The sequence below is a fragment of the Bradyrhizobium sp. 190 genome (assembly GCF_023073415.1).
GTDB lineage: Bacteria > Pseudomonadota > Alphaproteobacteria > Rhizobiales > Xanthobacteraceae > Bradyrhizobium.
The window spans coordinates 203,907-226,921 of record NZ_JADPJL010000060.1 but is presented as its reverse complement, the minus strand read 5'-3'; the positions used below and the strand labels follow the sequence as shown (position 1 = coordinate 226,921).

At 64.5% G+C, this 23,015-nt stretch carries 2 protein-coding genes; both read left to right on the top strand.

Annotated elements, in window-relative coordinates:
• Position 1: 1 nt before the first annotated feature.
• Positions 2 to 6,580 (top strand): non-ribosomal peptide synthetase, encoded by a 6,579-nt coding sequence (locus IVB22_RS28370; protein WP_247520465.1) that lies wholly within the window; start codon positions 2 to 4, stop codon positions 6,578 to 6,580.
• Positions 6,573 to 23,015, top strand: coding sequence for a non-ribosomal peptide synthase/polyketide synthase (locus tag IVB22_RS28365; protein ID WP_247520464.1), 16,443 nt, complete (start codon positions 6,573 to 6,575; stop codon positions 23,013 to 23,015). The genes IVB22_RS28370 and IVB22_RS28365 overlap by 8 nt, the downstream gene beginning before the upstream one ends.

Genomic DNA, 23,015 nt, shown 5'->3' with positions numbered 1-23,015 from the left:
CATGGTGGGTTCATCAAAGCCGAATTTGCGCGATCTGGATTCCGCGGAGGTAAGAAAGCTCCTGTCGCTGGCCAGGGATCGCGGCCGAAATGCCAACAGGAATGGGCCTGCCTCTATTCCAGCGGTGCCGCGCGACGGACCGCTGGAATTGTCCTTTGCACAGCAGCGACTTTGGCTGCTGGCGCAGCTCGATGGCGTCAATTCCAACTATCACATTCGCGGCGCATTGCGCCTTTCGGGCGATCTCGACGTCCGTGCGTGGCGTCGAAGCCTCGACCGGGTGTTTGCACGTCACGAATCGCTGCGCAGCGTCTTTCGCGTGGTCGACGAACAGCCGCGCGTCGAATTGTTGTCCGATGAACATCTGCCGGTGCTCGAACATGATTTGCGGCAACGGGAGGATGCCGGACAGGAACTCGCGCGCTTGCGCCGCGAGGAGGCCGATACGCCGTTCGATCTCACCACGGGACCATTGATCCGCGGCCGCCTGATCCGGATCGCGGAGAGAGAGTACGAGTTCCTCCTCACCCAGCATCACATCATATCCGACGGCTGGTCGATGGGCGTGCTCGTGCGCGAGCTGGGCGCGCTATACCGGGCGTTTGTAGCCGGCCAGGAAGATCCGCTGCAGCCGCTGGCAATTCAGTACCCGGACTACGCCGCCTGGCAACGGCAATGGTTGGCGGGCGAGCGATTGCAGCGGCAGGTCGACTATTGGCGACAGGCGTTCAAGGACGCGCCAGCGGTGCTCGAATTGCCGACGGACCGTCCGCGATCGCCGGTCAGGTCTCTCGCCGGCGCGTCGCTGCCGATCGAGATCGACGCGGACCTTGCACTCAGCATCAGGCGGCTCAGCCAATCACATCGCACGACGGCATTCATGACGGTGCTGGCGGCCTGGGCGGCGGTGTTGTCAAAACTTTCTGGCCAGACCGATCTCGTAATCGGTACGCCGACGGCCAACCGCAACAGGCGTGAGATCGAAGGCCTGGTCGGCTTCTTCGTCAATATGCTGGCGCTCCGCGTGGATCTGTCGGAAGAGCCTGATGTGGCGGAGTTGTTCAGCCGCGTACGCGGTGCGGCGCTGGCGGCTCAGGATCATCAGGACCTGCCGTTCGAGCAACTCGTCGAGACCATTCAGCCGCCGCGGCGGCTGGACCATACGCCGGTCTTCCAGGTCGTGTTCGCCTGGCAGAACAACGAGACGGCAATGCTTGAATTGCCGGGCCTCAAGGCGGAGATTGCCGAGATCCCGCTGCAGCAGGTCAAGTTCGATCTCGAGCTCAATTTGGGCGAGACGGACGGCCGCATCGTCGGCGCCCTGAACTATGCGACGGCGCTGTTCGACGAAGCGACGATCAGGCGTCACCGGGACTACCTGCTCGGCATGCTGCGGGTCATGGTCGCCGACGCGGGGCAGATCGTCGACCGGATCGATATTATAGACGCCGGGGAGCGCAAGCTCGTTCTGGACACATGGAACCAGACCTTTGCGCCGTTCCCGGCCGAGCGTTGCATCCACGAACTGTTCGCGGAGCAGGTTCGAAATTCGCCTGACGCCATTGCACTAACTTACGAAGACGTTCGCCTGAGCTATGGCGAACTTGATGCAAAAGCCAATCAGCTCGCGCGATACCTGATTGGTTTGGGCGTAGGTCCGGACCAGCCGGTCGCGATCTGTCTCGAACGCGGCGTTGCCATGATCGTCAGCCTGCTGGCTGTGCTGAAGGCCGGCGGTGCCTATCTGCCTCTGGATCCGGCCTATCCGGCGGAGCGGTTGCGACAGATCGTCGATGACGCAAAACCGAAATTGTTGATCGCCCATAGTGCCGGACGCGCAATCTTCGCGAATGCGTCGTGCAAGATTGTCGATCTGGAGACGAGCGCGCCCGCCATCGCCAGCCTCGCGACATCAGATCCAGGTGAGCTTGTCACAGGACTGACCTCACGGCATCTCGCCTACATCATCTACACTTCCGGCTCCACCGGCCGGCCCAAGGGGGTGATGGTCGAGCATTGCGGTCTGGTGAATCTGGCGCTGGCCCAGAGAGCGCTGTTCGCGGTTTCCCCGCGCAGCCGCGTCGTGCAGTTTGCTTCGTTCAGCTTCGACGCCAGTACCTGGGAAATCATCATGGCTCTCTGTTCGGGGGCCGGGCTGTTTCTCCTCAGTGCGCGCGAGCACCGCAACACGTCGGAGCTGCCCGACTATCTCTCGCGCCACGCCATTACGCACGCGACCTTGCCGCCGGCCATGCTGCAGGGACGCGTCGATCTCGACAGGCTGGCGTCGCTGCGGGTGCTCGTCCTTGCCGGTGAATTGCCCAAGGCCGAACTGATCAAGGGCCTGCCTCCGGCCGTTGCCGTGTTCAACGGTTACGGGCCGACGGAGACGACGGTCTGCGCCACCGCCTGGCAGCGGCCGGCGGGTTTTGATAGCGACGTCGTCCCGATCGGCCGTCCGCTTCCCAATACCCGGATCTATCTGCTGGACAGGCTCGATGCACCCGTGCCGCTTGGGTCGATCGGCGAAATCTACATCGGCGGGGCAGGGGTCGCCCGCGGGTATCTCAATCGCGCCGATCTGACGGCGGAACGTTTCGTGCGCGATCCCTTCAGCGGCGAAGGCACCGCGCGAATGTATCGCACTGGCGATCTCGGACGTTACCTGCCGGATGGCAGTATCGAGTTCCTCGGCCGCAATGATCATCAGGTCAAGATCCGCGGCTTCCGCATCGAATTGGGCGAGATCGAGTTTCGCCTCAACGAGCACGCTTGCGTGGCCGATGCAGTGGTGCTGGTACAGCAGGATCACAGCGGCGACCCGCGGCTGGTTGCGTATGTGGCCGCGAAGGACGACAGCGCGAGACTTGAGGCCGGCGAATTCGCGGCTGCGATGCGCAGTCACCTCCGCGCGTGCCTGCCGGAATACATGGTGCCGCAGGCTTTCGTGCGACTGGATGCATTGCCGCTCACGCCGAACGGCAAGGTCGATCGCAAGGCGCTGCCCGCGCCGGAGGATGACGCCTTTGCGCGACGCAGCTTTGAGCCGCCGCAAGGCGAGGTCGAGCAAATCGTTGCGAAGGTCTGGACTGAGTTGCTGGGCGTCGATCGGATTGGACGCAACGACCACTTCTTCGAACTGGGCGGCCACTCGCTGCTCGCGGTCCGCTCGCTGGAACGGCTGCAGCGGCATTCGCTGAGCGCGGATGTGCGTACGCTGTTCGCCAAGCCTGTGTTGGCTGATTTTGCCGCCAGCCTCAATGGCGGCGTCGCCGCCGATGTTCCGGCCAATCCGATCACGCTGCAAACGATGGCGATTACGCCCGAGCTGTTGCCGTTGATTGCATTGAAGCAATCCGACATCGACAGCATCGTGGCCAGCGTCCCCGGGGGCGTTGCCAACATCCAGGACATCTACGGCCTGTCGCCGCTTCAGGACGGTATCCTGTTTCACCATCTCTTGTCGGCGCAGGGCGACCCCTACCTGCTGGTCGGCCAGATGGCGTTTGCAAGCCGCGACCTGCTCGACCGCTATCTCGCCGCCGTTCAGCGGGTGATCGCCCGTCACGACATTCTCCGCACATCCATCGCGTGGGATGGTCTGTCCACGCCGGCGCAGGTGGTCTGGCGACAGGCCCCTTTGGTCGTCACCGAGGTCGTATTGGACGGCGACAGTCCGGCGCATGAACAGCTCGCGCAGCGTTTCGACCCGCGCCGCAATCGAATCGATCTCGGCCAGGCGCCGCTGTTGCGATTTGCGGTCGCCGGTGATCCCGGCAAGGAGCGCTGGCTGCTGCTGGTGTTGCTGCATCATCTGATCGGCGATCACTCCACCCTGGAGGTGATGCACGACGAAGTCCGAAAGATGTTGTCGGGGCGCGGTGAAGAACTGTCCGCTCCGTATCCGTTCCGAAATCTGGTGGCGCAGTCGCGAGGATCGGCCGCAACCGCAGAGCACGAACGCTTTTTCCGAAGCATGCTGTCTGATATCGATGAGCCCACCACGCCGTTTGGCCTGGATCGGGTGCATGGCGACGGTGGCGGGGTGGCGGAAGCCCGGCGAACGCTGCCGGATGAGCTCAATGCGCGGCTCCGTGCTCTTGCGCGACGGCTGGGTGTGAGCCTTGCCAGCCTCTGCCATCTGGCCTGGGGCCAGGTGGTGGCGCGAAGCAGCGGCCGCGAGCACGTCGTGTTCGGCACGGTCCTGTTCGGCCGCATGCATGCCGGCGCCGGCGGCGATCGCCCGATGGGACTGTTCATCAATACGCTGCCGCTGCGGCTCGATCTCGATGGCACAGCGGTCGAAGACAGCGTTCGTCGCGTGCACGCCCGGCTCGCCGAACTGATGGCGCATGAACATGCTTCGCTGGCGCTCGCGCAACGTTGTAGCGGCGTCGCTGCGCCTGCGCCCTTGTTCAGTTCGATCCTGAATTACCGGCACAATGCGATGCCGGCTGATTCATCCGCAGATGAGAACGCCGCGGGCCAAAGCGGCATCGAATGGCTCGGTGGCGAAGAGCGCACCAACTATCCCTTGATGCTGGCGATCGAGGATTATGGCCGGGCACTGGGATTGACGGTGCAGGTGATCCAGCCAGTTTCACCTGATCGCGTCTGCGCGTTGATGCAGCAGGCGCTCGATCAACTGGCCAAGGCTCTGGAACGCGCGCCCCGCTCTCCAGTGCGGCAACTGGATGTTCTGCCGTACGAAGAGCGTCAGCTTCTGTTGGAAACGTGGAATCGGACGCAAGCCCGATACCCTCGAGATCGCTCCTTCATCGAACAGTTCGAGGCGCAGGTCAGTCACTCTCCTGATGCCGTGGCGCTGGTGTTTGGCGATGCGGAACTGAGCTATGGCGTGTTGAACGGGCGTGCCAATCGGCTGGCGCGACGGCTACGGGATCGCGGCGTCGGAACCGACGGGGTGGTCGGATTGGCGCTGGAGCGCGGCGTCGAGATGATGGTCGCGCTTTTGGCCGTGCTGAAGGCGGGCGGGGCGTACCTGCCGCTCGATCCGGATTATCCGCCGGAGCGGCTTTCGCATATGCTGCGCGACAGCGGCGCGGCGCTGGTGCTGACGCAACGGACGCTGCTCGATCAGTTCTCCCCGGTGCTGGAGGAGACCGGCGCGCAGGCGTGGCTGCTCGATGAGCAGGATGGAGATGCGGGCGGTGACGCCGGCAATCTTGATGTCGCCGTGCATCCCGAGAGCCTGGCCTATGTGATCTATACCTCAGGCTCGACCGGCCTGCCCAAGGGCGTGATGGTCCGCCACGACGCGGTGACGAATTTTCTGGCGACGATGGCGGAGCAACCGGGCCTCACATGTGAGGATCGCGTGCTCGGCCTGACCTCGCTGTCCTTTGACATCGCGGTGCTGGAGCTGTGGTTGCCGCTGACCATGGGCGCGCAAGTGGTGCTGGCGGATCGTGCGGCGGCGCATGATCCATCCCGGCTCAAGGCCATCGTAGCCAAGCACGGCGTGACCCTGATCCAGGCGACGCCCTCGACCTGGCGGATGTTGCTCGATCATGACGGCCCGTCGTTGCCGGCGAGCTGCCGCGTGCTGTGCGGCGGCGAGGCGCTGGCACCGGATCTGGCGCGGCGGCTGGTGGCGCAGGCTGATGAAGTCTGGAATCTGTACGGCCCGACCGAGACCACGGTGTGGTCGGCCCGCCACCGCCTCGATGCGCAGGATGATCGTCCGCTCTTGGGTGGCCCGATCGGCAACACCACGCTGCATATCCTCGACAACGACCTCAATCTTGCGCCGGTCGGTGTGGCGGGCGAGCTCTATATCGGTGGCGCGGGCCTGGCGCGTGGCTACTGGCGGCGCGGTGCGCTGACGGCGGAACGCTTCATCCCCGATCCGTTCGGTTCGCCGGGAACGCGGCTGTACCGCACCGGTGACGTGGCGCGGTGGAGCGCCGATGGCGTGATCGAATATATCGGCCGCTCCGACCACCAGGTGAAGATCCGTGGCTTCCGGATCGAACTCGGCGAGATCGAGGCGCGGCTGCTGGCGCAGGATGCGGTGCGCTCGGCCGTGGTAATCGCGCGTGAGGCTGGCGCTGGCCGCCAGCTTGTCGGCTATGTCAGCGGCGCTGCGTCGCTGGATGGCGCGGCGCTCAAGGCGGCGCTGACGTCGGCGCTGCCGGACTACATGGTCCCGGCGCGGATCGTGGTCTTGGACCGGCTGCCGTTGACGCCGAACGGCAAGATCGACCGCAAGGCGCTGCCGGCGCCGGATCAGCTTGTGGCGGCAACCGAGCATGTCGCGCCGCGCACGCCGGCCGAGGCGGCGCTGGCCGCGATCTGGGCCGACCTGCTGCGCCAGCCCAATATCGGCGTCACCGACAACTTCTTCGAACTCGGCGGGGATTCTCTCATCGCCGTCCAGCTCGTCAGCCGCATCAAGCGCGACCTCGGCCACGACCTGCCGCTGAATCGCCTGTTCGAAATGACGACTGTCGAAACGATGGCGGCGGCGCTCGCCCCGGATATTCAGGTCGACAAGCGCAGCGACGACATCGCCGCGATGCTCGACATGTTGAAGGAAGTCGAGCTTTCCGATGAGTGATACCGCCACCACGCAGAAGCAGCAGCTTCGTGACATCTCACGGCGCTTGATGCGTCTCGACGCGAACAAGCAGCATGCGTTCCTGACGCAGCTCGCGGCGAAGGGCGTCAACCTCGCCATGCTGCCAATTGCGCGTCAGGAGCGGACGCGAGCGCCGCTGTCCTTTGCGCAGTCGCGCCTCTGGTTCTTGTGGCGCATGGATCCGGGCGGTGCCGCCTACAACATCTCGGCAACCGTGCGGATGCGCGGCAAAGTTCAGTTGCACGCGCTGCAGCAGGCCTTCGATGGGCTGGTCGCCCGCCACAGCGCGCTTCGCACGGTGTTTCGACAAGAAGGCAGGGAAGCTGAACAGTTCGTGCTCGACCCGCAACCGGTCGCATTACGGCATGTAACGGTCGATGGTGAAGACCGCGAACAACAAGCGCGTCTGCTGGCGCGGCAGGAAGCATCGCTGCCATTCGATCTGGAAGCCGGCCCGCTCATGCGTGCGGCGTTGCTGACGCTGGAAGAGGACGACCATTTTCTCGTGGTCAGCCTGCACCACATCGTGGCCGACGGCTGGTCGATGGGCGTGCTGGTCGATGAGTTCTGGCGCTTGTATGCGGCGGCCGCGTGTGGTGAGACGCCGGCACTGCCCGAACCTGAAATTGAATACCCCGATTATGCCGAATGGCAGCGGCTCTGGATGAGCGCGGTCGATGGCGAGCGGCAGGTCAAGTACTGGACGACGCGCCTCCAGGACCCGGCGGTGCTGCAGCTTCCGATCGATCGGGCGCGGCCGGCGGTTCCTGATCTCGTTGGATCAGCGCTTCGCATGGCGCTCGATCCGGCGCTCGCCGATGGCTTGCGCGCGCTGGCGCGACGGCACCAGACGACGCTGTTCATCGTGCTGCTGGCGAGCTTCAAGCTGCTGCTCTATCGCTACACCGGCCAGTCCGACATCAGCGTCGGCGTGCCGGTCGCCAATCGCCACCGCGACGAGACACGCGGGGTGATCGGGCTGTTTGTCAACACCCAGGTGCTTCGCACGCAACTCGACGCGCACGCGACGATCACTGACTTTATCGCATCCGTCCATTCGGCCACGATCGAAGCACAGGAGAACCAGGACCTTCCGTTCGAGCGATTGCTGGAGATCCTGCAGCCCAAGCGCAGCCTGAGCCAGAATCCGCTGTTTCAGGTCCTCTACAACCACCAGCGCCGGCGCGTGTCAGGCAACCCGCCCGATCGCACCGGCCTGCAGATCGAGAAGGTCGAGCCTGAAGTCGACACCGTCAAGTTTGACCTGGCCCTCGATAGCGAAGAGGGACCATCAGGAGAGATCCGCGCGATCTTGACCTACGCGACTGCGCTGTTCGAGGCAGCGACGATCGAACGCCTGGCATCGCACTGGGTCACGATCCTGAACACGATGGTTGATGACTGGACGCAGTCCGTCGCCGACATGGCACTGCTTTCTGAACAGGAGTTGGCCAGGCTGCGCCAGTGGAACGGCGCGGAGGCCGGCGCAGCCGCACCGTTTGTGCCGGTGCATCAAACGGTCGCCCGGCTGGCCGCGGAAACACCCGACGCCCCAGCGCTCATCTTCGGCGACGATGTGATCTCCTATGCCGAGCTTGACCGTCGCGCCAATCGGCTCGCACATCGCCTGATCCGCCTTGGCATCAGTCCTTCCGATCTGGTCGGCATCTCGGCGCGGCGTTCGCCATCCCTCGTTGTAGCGCTGCTGGCAATATTGAAGACCGGCGCAGCCTATCTGCCGCTCGATCCCGAGCATCCGGCGAGGCGGCAGGCCGTCACCATGCGCGACGCCGGCGTACGTTTTGTGCTGGTCGATGCAGAAGGCTCGGCATTGACCGCGCCACCGTCCGGGATTGAAGCTGTCCCGCTTGATGCGAGCGATCTTGACCGGGAGCCGGAGAGCGATCCCGGCATGGCGGTGGAAGCGACAAGCCTTGCCTATGTCATCTACACCTCGGGCTCTACCGGCATCCCGAAGGGGGTCGCGGTCGAGCACGGACCGTTCGCCATGCACTGCGAGGTCACGGCTAGGCTCTACGACATGGACCGGCACTCGCGCGAACTGCACTTCCTGTCCTTTACGTTCGACGGCGCCCATGAGCGACTCTGGACTGCGCTGACCTGCGGCGCCGCGCTCGTGATGCGCGACGAAAATCTCTGGTCCGCCGAGCAGACGCTCGACGTACTGCGCCAGCAGCGCGTCACCAACGCAGGCTTTCCGCCGGCCTATTTGCAGCAACTCGCCGACTTTGCGGCGTGGCGCGGCGATCCGCCGCCGGTCGAGCTTTACTCGTTCGGCGGTGAGGCGATGCCGAAGGCCGGGTTCGACAAGGTCAAGCGCGCGCTCAAGCCGCGGACACTGATCAACGGTTACGGCCCGACCGAAACCGTCGTGACGCCGCTGGTCTGGAAGGTCGATGCCAGCGAAGAGATTGAAGGCAATTATGCACCCATCGGCCGTCCCGTAGGGCGCCGCTCGGCCTATATTCTGGACGGCGATCTGAACATCGTACCGGTTGGCGTGACCGGTGAATTGTTCATCGGCGGCGAAGGACTGGCGCGCGGCTACTGGCGGCGCGCCGAATTGACGGCTGAGCGATTCATCCCCGACCTCTTTGGTGCTCCCGGCACGCGGTTATATCGCACGGGCGATCTCGCCCGATGGCGCACCGACGGCGTGATCGAGTATGTCGGCCGTTCCGATCACCAGGTAAAGATCCGCGGCTTCCGGATCGAGCTCGGCGAGATCGAGGCGTGGCTGATGCGGCAGCCGGGCGTGCAATCGGCGGTCGTCGTTGCGCGCGAAGCGGGCGTAACCCGTCAACTGGTCGGCTATGTCGCCAGTGAAGGTGCGTTCGACGAAGCGGAAATGCGCGCTGCCATCTCGGGCAAACTGCCCGATTATATGGTGCCGGGCCGCATCGTGAAGCTTGAGCGGCTGCCGCTCACCGCTCACGGCAAGGTGGATCGCGACGCCTTGCCGGCTCCTGACATGCAAGCCGCAGTGGCAGCACATGTCGCGCCGCGCACCGCGACCGAGACGACGCTTGCTGCGATCTGGGCTGAACTCCTTGGCCAGGCTGTCATTGGCGTTGACGACAATTTCTTCGAGCTTGGCGGCGATTCGATCATCTCGCTGCAGTTGGTCGGCCGCGCCCGCCAGGTGGGCCTGCGGATCGAACCGCGAGACGTTTTCCGGCACCAGACATTGCAGGAGCTGGCGCGGGCCGCCCGCATCGAGCGAGCGGAGGAGGACACCGCGCCTGAGAAAGTTCTGGAGGGCAGCGAACATCCGCTGCTGCCGATCCAGGCGCGGTTCTTCAGCGAGGACGCCGGTGAACGTCATCACTGGAATCAGGCCGTCCTGTTGATGCCGAAATCGCGATTGGATTGGGGGATCGTGGAGCGCACGATCGCCGCCGTGGTGGCGCATCACGATGCCTTGCGCCTTCGTTTCGAGGAGATCGATGGCGTCTGGCGGGCAACCCATGGCGCGGCACAAGCGGTTTCAGAACTGTTGTGGATTCGGAGCGGTATACGCGACGCGGCCGAGGTGACGAGGCTGGCGTCGGCAGCCCAGGCCAGCCTGTCGCTAAACGGGCCGCTGCTGCGCGTGATCGGCATGGATCTCGCCGATGGCAGCCAGCGGCTCCTGATATTGGTGCACCATCTCGTCATCGACGGTGTGTCGTGGCGCGTGCTGCTCGAAGATTTTGCGACGGCTTACGAACAAATTCAGCGAGGTGCGGCGCCGGTCGAGCTGGCAAAGAGCCAATCCTACGCATCGTGGGGAGCACGGTTGCACGCCTATGGCAGCACCGACGAACTGTCGGTCGAATTTCCCTATTGGCTCGAACGGGGAACACGCACCGATCTGCCCTGCGACGACGATCATGGCGGCGTCGATCTCGTTGCCGAGGGCGAGGAGATCCTGCTCGCATTCGATGCAGGGTTGACGACGCGGCTGTTGAAGGAAGCGCCATCGGCTTACCGGACTCAGGTCAACGATCTGCTGCTGGCGGCATTGGCGCGAGCGGTATCGCGCTGGAGTTGGCTTGACGATGTTGTTGTCGAACTCGAGGGACACGGTCGCGAGGATATCTTCGCGGGCGCGGACATTTCCCGCACGGTGGGCTGGTTCACCACCGCTTTCCCTGTGCGCTTGCCGGGCGGCTCCGGAGACGACGCTTCACTGATCAAATCCGTCAAGGAAGAACTTCGCGCGATTCCCGCCCGCGGGTTGGGCTACGGCATATTGCGCTATCTCGGCACCGATGCGCAGCGCAATGCACTGGCCGCACTCCCCGAGCCGCGTATCGTTTTCAACTATCTCGGCCAGTTCGATTCCAGCGTGGGTGAGTCCACGCCGTTTAGCGTTGCCCCCGAGAGTGCCGGGCCGGCGCGCAGCGACAGCGCGCCGCTTGGCCGCTGGCTGAGCATCAACGGCCAGGTGCGGGAAGGCCAATTGCGGTTGTCGTTCAGCTATGGCCGCAGGCGCTACCGGCGGGAGACGATCGAACGTCTCGCAGAGCATTATGCGGCGGCCTTGCGCGAACTCGTCGACCATTGTACGGGCGGCGCCCGCGGCATGACGCCTTCGGACTTCGCATTATCAGGGTTGAGTCAGGCCGATCTCGACGCCCTCGGCGCAACGATCGATTGCCGCGAAATCGAGGATATCTATCCGTTGTCGCCGATGCAGCAGGGCATGCTGTTCCATGCATTGCGCGATGGTGAAAGCGGCAACTATGTCAACCAGGTCGGCCTCGAAGTGCGTGGTCTCGATTCCGGCAGGTTGCGCACCGCCTGGCACGAGGTAAGCGCGCGCCACGCGGTGCTGCGAACCGGCTTTGCCTGGCGCGAACTGTCAGGCGCGGCACAGCAGGTGGTGTATCGCCATGTGACGCTGCCATTCGTGGAAGAAGACTGGCGCGGGCAGGCCGCAGCCATGGACCGCGGTGAACTCGAGGCGGCGCTGGCGCGCGTGTCGCAGGCCGAGCGTACCAAAGGCTTCGACCTGTCGCAGGCGCCGTTGCAGCGGGTGCGGCTGATCCGGCTTGACGAAAACCGCCACTGGCTGATCTGGACGCACCACCATATCCTGCTGGACGGCTGGAGTTCGGCGCGTCTGGTGGCCGAGATCCTCCAACATGAACGCGGCGACCGATTGCCCGCCATACACGGCCGCTACCGCGACTACATCGGTTGGCTGCAAAAACAGGACCGCGATGCGTCGGCGACGTTCTGGCGTACCGCATTGGCCGAACTGGACCAGCCGGGGTTTCTGGCGGATACGCTGGGAGGGCCTGCGACCGCCGGGGCATCCGGCCATGGTTCACTGGACCTGCTTCTCTCCGCGGATCTGACCGCAAAACTGCAGGCGTTTGCAAAGCGTGAGCGCGTCACGCTGAACACCCTCCTGCAAGGCGCGTGGGCGCAATTGTTGCGCCGGCATACCGGCCAGCGCGTTGTCTGCTTCGGCGCGACGGTATCCGGCAGGCCCGCAGAGATCATAGGGTCCGAAGAAATGGTGGGCCTGTTCATCAACACCCTGCCGGTCGTGGATCAAGCCAAACCGCAAACCGATGTGGGTGCGTGGCTTCGCGATCTGCAGGAACGCAACATCGATCTGCGCGACCACGGCTGGATGCCGCTCTACGAGATTCAGCGTCTCGCCGGCCGATCCGGCCGGCCGCTGTTCGACAACATCCTGGTGTTCGAGAACTATCCGATCGATCAGGCGCTGCGCAGCGAGAACGAAAGCGGGCGCCGCTTTGGGCGGGTCGAGCAGGTCTCGATCACGAATTATGCCCTCACGGTGGCGGTATTCGCCAGGACCGACGGCATCAATCTCGGCTTCCGCTATGACCGCGGCCGGTTCGATGACGACCAGATAAAATATCTGCAGGCCTGCCTGTCGCGACTGCTTGCCGAGATCACAGCGGACGCCTCAAGGCCACTCGGTGAACTCGGCGGCCTCGATGCGGATCAAGCGCGGAAGGTGCTCGGTTGGAGCGGCGGCATTGCCAAGACTTCGAATTTTCGTCGCGGAATCGTCGCCGAGATCGAAGCACGTGCTGCAGCTTCACCGTCTTCTATGGCGTTGGTCTTTGGGGACGAGCAGGTCAGCTATGGCGATCTGAACGCTCGCGCCAATCGCCTGGCGCGGCAGTTGAGAGGCCGCGGCATCGGTCGCGATCGGCTGGTTGGCCTCGCGCTGGAGCGCAGCGTCGAACTGATCGTCGGTGTTCTCGCCGTGCTGAAAGCCGGCGGAGCCTATCTGCCGCTCGATCCGGACTATCCGCCGGATCGCCTTCTGCATATGCTGCGCGACAGCGGAACCAAGCTGATACTGACGCAAAGCCGGCTGCAGGAGCACCTCGCGCCTGTGATTGCGGAAGCGGCCGTCGAGGCCTGGACCATCGAAGGAGAGCGTGAGGCTCGGACCGGCGAGCCGGCCCGCAATCTCGACGTGGCGTTTCATCCAGACAGCCTGGCCTATGTGATGTACACGTCGGGATCGACGGGCATGCCCAAGGGCGTGGCCTGTTCGCATGGCGCATTGGCCGCGCGGCTCGGCTGGATGCAGGCGGAATATCGCCTCGATGCCGGCGAGACCTTGCTGCAGAAAACGCCGTTCAGCTTCGATGTCTCGGTCTGGGAAATCCTGTGGCCGCTTGCGACCGGCGCACGGCTTGCGATCGCAGCTCCCGGTGCGCATCGCGAACCGCGGCTTCTGGTCGGCGCCATCATCGCCCACGATGTAACGACACTGCATTTCGTGCCGCAGATGCTTGAGCATTTTGTTGCCGAGCCCGAAGCGGAGCGCTGCGTCACGCTCAAGCGCCTGTTTGCCGGGGGCGAAGCCTTGTCGGCGGAGTTGAGGGCGCGTGTGCTCGCGGCCTTCCCCAATGTGCGCTTCGATAATCGCTACGGTCCAACCGAAGCGCTGATCAACGCCACGTTCTGGAACTGTCGTGACGATGGCGCAGCACGGGTGCCGATCGGACGGCCGATCCCGGGTACAGTCATTCGCATCCTCGACACCGATCTGAACATGGTTCCGGCCGGCGTGACGGGCGAATTGTTCATTGGCGGAGCAGGGCTGGCGCGCGGCTACTGGCAGCGGCAGACGCTGACGGCGGAACGTTTCATTCCCGATCCCTTCGGAGGGACAGGCGAGCGGCTCTATCGAACGGGAGACCTGGCGCGCTGGCGTTACGACGGCGCGATCGAATATGTCGGGCGATCCGATCATCAGGTCAAGATCCGTGGTTTCCGCATCGAACTCGGAGAAATCGGGGCGCGGCTGCTCGAGCAATCTGGTGTCCGCTCCGCGGTGGTGGTGGCGCGCGAGGTCGGAGCCGGCCGTCAGCTCATCGGTTACGTCAGCGGAGCGGCCGAACTCGAAGAGCCAGGCTTGCGCACGGCGCTGTCGCTTGTTCTGCCTGACTACATGGTGCCGTCGCGGATCGCGGTACTGGAGCGGCTGCCGCTGGCGCCGAACGGCAAGATCGATCGCCACGCACTCCCGGCACCCGACGCGCCATATATCGGCGCGGCGTACGAGGCGCCCCGCACACCGGCCGAACTGGCGCTCGCGGCGGTCTGGGCCGAACTGCTCGGCCGGCCTGCCGTCGGCCTTGCCGATAATTTCTTCGAACTCGGCGGCGATTCGATCATCTCGCTGCAGATGGTGAGCCGGGCCCGTCGCGCCGGTTATCTGATCGAACCGCGCAACGTGTTTCAGCATCAGACGCTCGAGGCGCTGGCGCTCGCGGCGCGCACCGAGCAGCGAAGCGAAGCGCTCGTCGATCAGGGACCTGTCTTCGGCTCACATTCGTTGTTGCCGATCCAGGCCCGGTTCTTTGCGGAGGACCCAGGAAGGCGCGATCACTGGAATCAGGCGGTGTTGTTGCGGCCGAGGGACCGCCTCGATTGGCAAGTGATGAGGCGCGTGATTGCGGCCGTGGTCGATCATCACGATGCGCTGCGACTTCGCTTCGAAGAAAGCGAAGGGACGTGGCGCGCGGAGCACGGCGCTGCACCAGCCGCCGCGGATCTACTTTGGATCCGAAACGCGGCTGATGCAGAAGCCGTGACGGCGCTGGCGTCGTCGGCACAGGCAAGTCTCTCTATTTCCCAGGGGCCGCTGCTGCGTGCGGTCGGCATCGATGTCGCCGATGGCAGTCAGCGCTTCCTGATCGCGACTCATCATCTGGTGGTCGACGGCGTGTCATGGCGGGTTCTGCTGGAAGACATCGCCGCCGCATATGCACAACTTGCGAAGGGCGACGCGACGGTTACGCTTGCGCCCAAGACCCATGCCTACGCAGCGTGGGGTGAGCGGCTGCATGCCCATGCGACATCGCCCGGACTGGCGACCGAACTGTCCTATTGGCTCGATCGCCGAGCGGATTCGGACATTCCCTGCGATGACGACCATGATGACACCGATCTTGTCGCCGATGCCGATGAAGTGCTGCTGACGTTCGAACGGGAATTGACGCAGCGCCTGCTGACGGATGCTCCGTCCGCCTATCGCACGCAGATCAACGATCTTCTCCTCGCCGGCCTCGCACGCGCTGTCTGGCAATGGAGCGGACAGGACGATGTGCTGGTCGAGCTGGAAGGCCATGGCCGTGAAGATTTGTTCGGCGATTTCGACATTTCGCGAACGGTCGGCTGGTTCACGACGGCGTTTCCCGTGCGGCTGGCTGGCGGGTCACAGGATCCTTCGTCGTTGATCAAGACCGTGAAGGAGGAACTTCGCGGCATTCCCGGCCGCGGGCTGGGCTATGGCGCGTTGCGCTATCTCGGCTCTGAAGGGCAGCGCTCGGCGCTGTCGAATGTCGCCGAGCCGAAGATTGCCTTCAATTATCTCGGCCAGATCGACGGTGGCATTGACGAGGCGGGATTGTTCGCGATGGCGCCGGAAAGCGCGGGCCCGTCGCGCGACGTATCGAGCCCGTTGCGGCGCTGGCTGAGCGTGAATGGCACGGTGCGCGAAGGCCAGCTGCGGCTGTCGTTCGGTTTCGGCAGCAAGCGCTATCGGCGAGAAACGGTCGAGCGATTGGCCGCCTTGTACGAGGCGGCGCTGCGCGAGTTGGTCGATCACTGCACCGGCGGCGCCTGCGGCCTCACGCCATCGGATGTGGCATTGTCAGGCCTTGGCCAGGCCGATCTCGACAGGCTGAAGCTCGATTGGCGAGAGATCGAGGATATCTACCCGTTGTCGCCGATGCAGCAGGGCATGCTGTTCCATGCGATGCACGACGGAGAGAGTGGAATTTATGTCAACCAGGTCGCCGCGGAAGTGTGCGGCCTCGATGCCGGGAAGCTTCATCGTGCATGGCAGGCGGTCAGCGATCGTCATGCGGTGCTGAGAACCGGCTTCGTCTGGCGTGACCTGCCCGGCTCGCCGCAGCAGATCGTCTACCGTCGTGCCGAAGTGCCGTTTGTCGATGAAGACTGGCGCGCGCGGGCCGCGGGATGGGAGCAGCCGCAGTTGGAGGCCGCGCTGTCCGATGTTTCGCGGCGCGAGCGGGCCGAAGGGTTTGACCTGTCGCGGCCGCCTTTACAGCGGGTAAGGCTGATCCGGCTCGGGGAGGAGCGCCATTGGCTGATCTGGACGCACCATCACATCCTTCTCGACGGATGGAGTTCGGCGCGCTTGATCGCCGAAGTGATGCAACATAACGGCGATGTCCGGCTGCCGGCATTGCAGCGACGCTATCGGGATTACATCGGCTGGCTGCAGAGCCGGGATGCCGATGCATCGGCGGCGTTCTGGCGCAATGCAATGGCAAGGCTGGATGAACCGAGCTTCCTAGCCACGGGCCTGGCCGAGCATGCAGAGGCGGAGTCATCCGGTCACGGCATGCTCGCACTGGAGCTGGACGCTGCTCTGACGGGGCAGCTGCAACAATTTGCGGCGCGCGAGCGCGTAACGATGAACACGCTGGTGCAGGCCGCATGGGCGCAGTTGCTGCGCCAGCATACCGGACAGAGCACGGTTTGCTTTGGCGTCACCGTGTCGGGCAGGCCGCCGGAACTGACCGGCGCCGAGGACATGGTCGGCCTGTTCATCAATACGTTGCCGGTCGTCGACGATGTCGGTCCGCAGCAGAAAGTCGGCGTATGGCTGCGTGAACTGCAGGATCGCAATCTGACCTTGCGCGAATTCGGTTGGACGCCGCTGTATGAGATCCAGCGCCTGGCGGGGCGTCCCGGACGGCCCCTGTTCGACAGCATCCTGGTGTTCGAAAATTATCCTGTCGACCACGCGTTGATGGAGAAAGATCGGCAGATCCGTGTCGGCGAGACCAGGATCGTCGAGACCAGCAATTATCCGCTGTTCGCGAGCGTCGGCCTCGACGAGCGGCTGCGGCTGGTGTTCAACTATCAGCGCAAGCATTTCGATGAGGCGCAGATCGCGCGGCTGCAGCGCGCTTTTGTGCGGCTGATGGAAGCGTTGAGCGTCGATGCCGATCGGCCGGTCGGCATGATCGCGGCCAGCGATCCGGCTGATGATGCACTGCTCTCCGGGGCGAACAGCACGCGACGAGATGGGCCGCGCCAGGGAATTGTCGAACAGTTCGAGGCGCAGGTCGGTCACTCACCTGATGCCGTGGCGCTGGTGTTTGGCGACGAGGAACTGAGCTATGCCGCGTTGAACAGCCGGGCCAATCGGCTGGCGAGACGGCTGCGCGATCGCGGCGTCGGAATCGACGGGGTGGTTGGGTTGGCGCTGGACCGCGGCGTCGGGATGATGGTCGCGCTTTTGGCCGTGCTGAAGGCGGGCGGGGCGTACCTGCCGCTCGATCCGGATTATCCGCCGGAGCGGCTTTCGCATATGCTGCGCGACAGTGGCGCCGCGCTGGTGCTGACGCAACGGACGCTGCTCGATCAGTTTTCTCCGGTGCTGGAGGAGACCGGCGCCGAGGCGTGGCTGCTCGACGAGCAGGATGGAGATGCGGGCGGTGATGCCGGTAATCTCGACATCGCCGTGCATCCCGACAGCCTGGCCTATGTGATCTACACCTCAGGCTCGACCGGCCTGCCCAAGGGCGTGATGGTCCGCCACGACGCGGTGACGAACTTCTTGGCGACAATGGCGGAGCAACCGGGCCTGACGGCGAAGGATCGCGTGCTAGGCCTGACCTCGCTGTCGTTTGACATCGCGGTGCTGGAGCTGTGGCTGCCGCTGACCATCGGCGCGCAAGTGGTGCTGGCGGATCGTGCGGCCGCGCATGATCCATCCCGGCTCAAGGCCATCGTGACGACACAGGGCGTGACCCTGATCCAGGCGACGCCGTCGACCTGGCGGATGCTGCTCGATCATGACGGGCCATCGCTGCCGGCGAGTTGCCGCGTGCTGTGCGGCGGCGAGGCGCTGGCGCCGGACCTGGCGCGTCGACTGGTGGCGCAGGCCGGCGAAGTCTGGAACCTGTATGGTCCGACCGAGACCACGGTGTGGTCGGCCCGCCACCGCCTCAATGCGCAGGATGATCGTCCGCTCTTGGGTGGCCCGATCGGCAACACCACGCTGCATATCCTGGACAACGATCTCAATCTTGCGCCGGTCGGTGTGGCGGGCGAGCTCTATATCGGTGGCGAAGGTTTGGCGCGTGGCTACTGGCGGCGCGGTGCGCTGACGGCGGAACGCTTCATCCCCGATCCGTTCGGCCCCTCCGGCGCGCGGCTGTACCGCACCGGCGACGTGGCGCGCTGGGGCGCCGATGGCGTGATCGAATATATCGGCCGCTCCGACCACCAGGTGAAGATCCGCGGCTTCCGGATCGAGCTTGGCGAGATCGAGGCGCGGCTGCTGGAACAGGATGCGGTGCGCTCGGCGGTGGTGGTGGCACGCGAGGTCGGTGCGGGACGTCAGTTGGTGGGTTATGTCAGCGGCGGGGCGCCGCTGGATGGCGCGGCGCTGAAGACGGCGCTGACGTCGCTGCTGCCGGACTACATGGTCCCGGCGCGGATCGTGGTGCTGGATCGGCTGCCGCTGACACCGAACGGCAAGATCGACCGCAAGGCGCTGCCGGCGCCGGATCAGCTTACGGCGACAACCGAGCATGTCGCGCCGCGCACGCCGGCCGAAGCGGCGCTGGCCGCGATCTGGGCCGACCTGCTCCGCCAGCCCAATATCGGCGTCACCGACAACTTCTTCGAACTCGGCGGGGACTCGATCATTTCGCTGCAGATGGTGAGCCGCGCGCGCCGCGAAGGCGTGTTGATCGAACCGCGGGACGTCTTCCGGCATCAGACGATCAAGGCGATGGCGGCAATGTCCCGTGACGTTGCCCCGGGCAAGGACACATCGGCATCAACGCGTGGTGCGCTCTCGGGCTTGACCAGCGAACAGCTCGAACGGCTTGATCTCGACTGGAGCCGCATCGAGGACATCTACCCGCTGTCGCCGATGCAGCAGGGCATGCTGTTCCACAGCCTGCGCGATGCCGGCAGCGGCGTTTACGTCAACCAGGTCAGCGTTGAAATCCGCGGACTTGACGCGGAGCGCCTCGGGAGAGCATGGCGCGAGGTGAGCGCGCGTCATCAGATGCTTCGGACCGGCTTCCTATGGCGCGAGCTTGCCGGCTCTCCGTTGCAAGCCGTCTATCGCGACACCGTCGTGCCGTTCGAACAGGAAGACTGGCGCGGGCATACCATCAGCGACGAACGGATTGGTGCGGCGCTTGCCGGCGAACGTGCCGCGGAGTTCGATCTCTCGACGCCGCCGCTGCAGCGCGTGCGGCTATTGCGCCTTGAGGACGATCTCCATCGGCTGATCTGGACCTATCATCACATCCTGATGGATGGATGGAGTTCGGCAAGGTTCGTCGGCGAAGTCCTGGAATGCTATTACGGCGGGGCGTCCGCGGCGAACCCGACGCGTTATCGCGACTACATCGCCTGGCTGCTGGCGCAGGACGCCCAGGCTGCCGAACGTTTCTGGCGCGAACAGCTCAAGGCCTTCGATGAACCGACGCAACTGGCCGATGCTTTCGGCTCCCGCCGTCATCAGGCATCCGGCCACGAGCGTTGCTACACGCGGCTCGAAGAGACGGCGACCGCGGAACTGAACGCATTCGCGCGCCGTGAGCGGATCACGCTCAACACCATCGTCCAGGGCGTGTGGGCGCTGCTGCTGCAACGCTATACCGGTCAGCAGACCGTGACATTCGGCGTCACGGTCGCCGGCCGTCCGGCTAGTCTCGACGGCTCGCAGCAGATGCTCGGGCTCTTTATCAACACGCTGCCCGTGATCGAAACGCCATCGTCCGCCAGCACAGTCGGAGAGTGGCTGCGGGCGCTTCAGGATCGCAATTCGGCGATCCGGGATTACGAGCATACGCCGCTCTACGATATCCAGGGCTGGGCTGGCCGTGCCGGTCAGACGATGTTCGACAGCATCATCGTGTTCGAAAACTATCCGATCGAGCGCAGCATGCACCGGGGTGACGGTTCGCTGCAGTTCGGTGGCCTGAAGAATGTCGACGTGACGAATTATCCGATGGACCTGTCGGTGTTCGTCGAGGAGACGCTTCAGGTCGAGTACACCTATATGCCGAGCCATTTCACGGCGGCGCAGGCAGCGCAGATCAAGGCGCAGTTCGAGCATTTGTTGACGGCGCTGATGCGGGACGCGTCGGTGGTGCTTGGCAGCATCGACCCGGTCACGGCGGTCGACGCCGGTCTCGCCGAGAATTGCAACCGGCATGCCACGTCGGCCGCCCCTTTGCCGCTGGTACATGTGGCGATCAGCGGCCATGCGCAGCGTCATCCGGACCGGACGGCGCTTACCATCGGCGGCAAGGCGCTCTCGTTCGGAGCCCTCGACACCAGAGCCAATCGCCTTGCCCATCACTTGATTGCCCGCGGGCTTAAGCCCGAGCAGCGCGTCGGTGTCGTGGTCGAACGAACAGACGCCACGATGGTCGCGCTGCTGGCTGTCCTGAAGGCGGGCGGGGCGTATGTTCCGCTCGATCCGGAGCTTCCACCGGAGCGGCGCGCGTTTGTCATGCGCGATGCCGGCATCTCGTTCCTGCTGTCGGGGCAGCTCGGTGTTGAAGATCTAGGACCCGTCAAGAGCGTCAATCTTTCCACATTCGACTTCGACGCGGGGCCGGACCATGTGCCGCAACCGGATTTACATCCCGAGAACCTCGCTTATCTGATCTACACGTCTGGCTCGACGGGAACACCAAAGGGCGTGGCCGTCGCCCATGGGCCGCTCGCGATGCATTGCCACGTCACGGGCAGCCTATACGAGATCGACGAGAGCTCGTGCGAACTGCATTTCCTGTCGCTGGCCTTCGACGGTGCCCATGAACGCTGGTTGACGGTATTGTCGCATGGCGCGCGCCTCCTGATGCGGGACGCCGAGTTGTGGACACCGGAGCAGACGGTCGAAAACCTGCACGCGCATCGTGTCAGCCATATCGGGCTGCCGCCGGCCTACCTCCAGCAGGTTGCGGAGGCCGTCGAGCAGACGGGCAACCCGCCGCCGGTCAAGCTGTACTCGTTCGGTGGCGAGGCGATGCCGAAAGCGGGCTTCGACAAGGTCAGGCGCGTCTTGAAGCCGCGCATCCTGATCAACGGCTACGGCCCGACCGAAACCGTCGTTACGCCGCTGGTCTGGAAGGTCGATGGTGACTCCGAATGCGAGACACCATACGCGCCGATTGGTTTGCCGGTCGGTGACCGACGTGCCTACATTCTCGACAGTTCGCTCAACATCATTCCCGCTTCTGTCGCCGGTGAACTTTATCTTGGAGGCTTTGGACTGGCGCGCGGCTATCACGGCAAGGCGGGCATGACCGCCGAGCGTTTCGTACCTGATCCATTCTCTGCGACGCCTGGGGGCCGGCTATACCGTACCGGCGACCTGGCGCGATGGCACGAAGACGGTACCGTCGAATATCTCGGCCGCAGCGACGACCAGGTCAAGGTCAATGGTTTCCGGATTGAGCTTGGAGAAATTCAGACCTCGCTGCTTCGTCATGAGGAGATCGAGCAGGCGGCCGTGGTGGCGCTGGCCGGCGCTGCCGGAAGCCAGCTCGTTGCCTATGTCGCGCCAAAGTCGGCAAAGGACGCATCTGGAGCCGCTGCCGAGGCTCTGGTCGAAAGAGTAATCAGTTTCCTGAAGCAGACATTGCCGATCTACATGGTGCCGGCACGGATCATGGTGCTCGATCGGCTTCCAGTCTTGTCGAGCGGCAAGATTGACCGGCGTGCGTTGCCGGCCCCCGACGCGGCCGGAAGAAGCTTCGTGGCCCCGCAAGGACCTGCGGAAACCGCGATGGCGCGGTTGTGGGCCGACATCCTCAAGCTGCCGCAGGTCGGCGTCACCGATAATTTCTTCGAACTCGGCGGCGATTCGATCCTCAGCCTCAAGGTCGTGGCCCGGCTTCGGCAGGACAAGACTTTTGGCATCGAGATCAAGCTTCGCGATCTCCTGCAGAAGCCGACGATCCGTGCGCTGCTCGCGGATACCGGCGCCACGGCTCCCGCCGCTGCGTCGGCGCCGTCAGCGCTGCTGCCGCTGAATGCTGCGGTTCGTGGCGCGCGTCCGGTATTCTGCGTGCACGGCGGCTTCGGCACCGTCTTCGACTATGGGCCGTTGGCGCGCCGCCTCGAAGGGCGCCGGCAGCTGATTGGACTGCAGTCCAGGATGCTTGTCGACAGTTCGTGGAGCGACCGGTCGCTCGAGGCGATGGCCGCGGACTATGCGAACGAGATCAGGCAGGCGCAGCCGCACGGTCCCTATAGTTTGATCGGCTGGTCGCTCGGAGGCCTTCTCGTCAGCCTCGTTGCGGCCGAACTCGAACGCTGTGGTGAACGCGTCGATTGTCTCGCCCTGGTCGACAGCTTTGTGCTGCGGCCGCACGGCGGATCGAACCGGCAGGAAACCGTGACCCACTGGACCGATGACCTCGCAGGATTGCTATTGGCCGTTCTTCCACGGTCTGCATCCGCTGGCATCAGTTCACATGTGGAGGAGGCGAAACGCGCCGGCCTGCCGGAAACATCCGAAACCGTCCGGGCTCTGATCGCACGGATATCAGAAGAAGGGCAGGGAACTTCGATGGACGACACTTTGCTTGGTGTCGACGATCTGTCCGGCGCTTTTGCAGTCGGCCGGCACCTCAAGACCCTGACGCAGAACGCCGCGCCGCCGCGCCGTCTTGCGGCCGTGCCGTTGTGCTGGTGGACATCAGGCCGACTGACGCAGCGCGATCGGCTGGAGACGCAACTGCCTGACGCCGTTGATCGTGGCGCGGTCGGAGACAACCATTTCACGATCCTGAGGGATGCCGGCTTGCTCGATGACATCTGCAGCCTGCTCGTGCCGGAGGCAGCATCGACGGCTTCGCAGGACTCGGTCCCGGAACCGGCGGAGTGA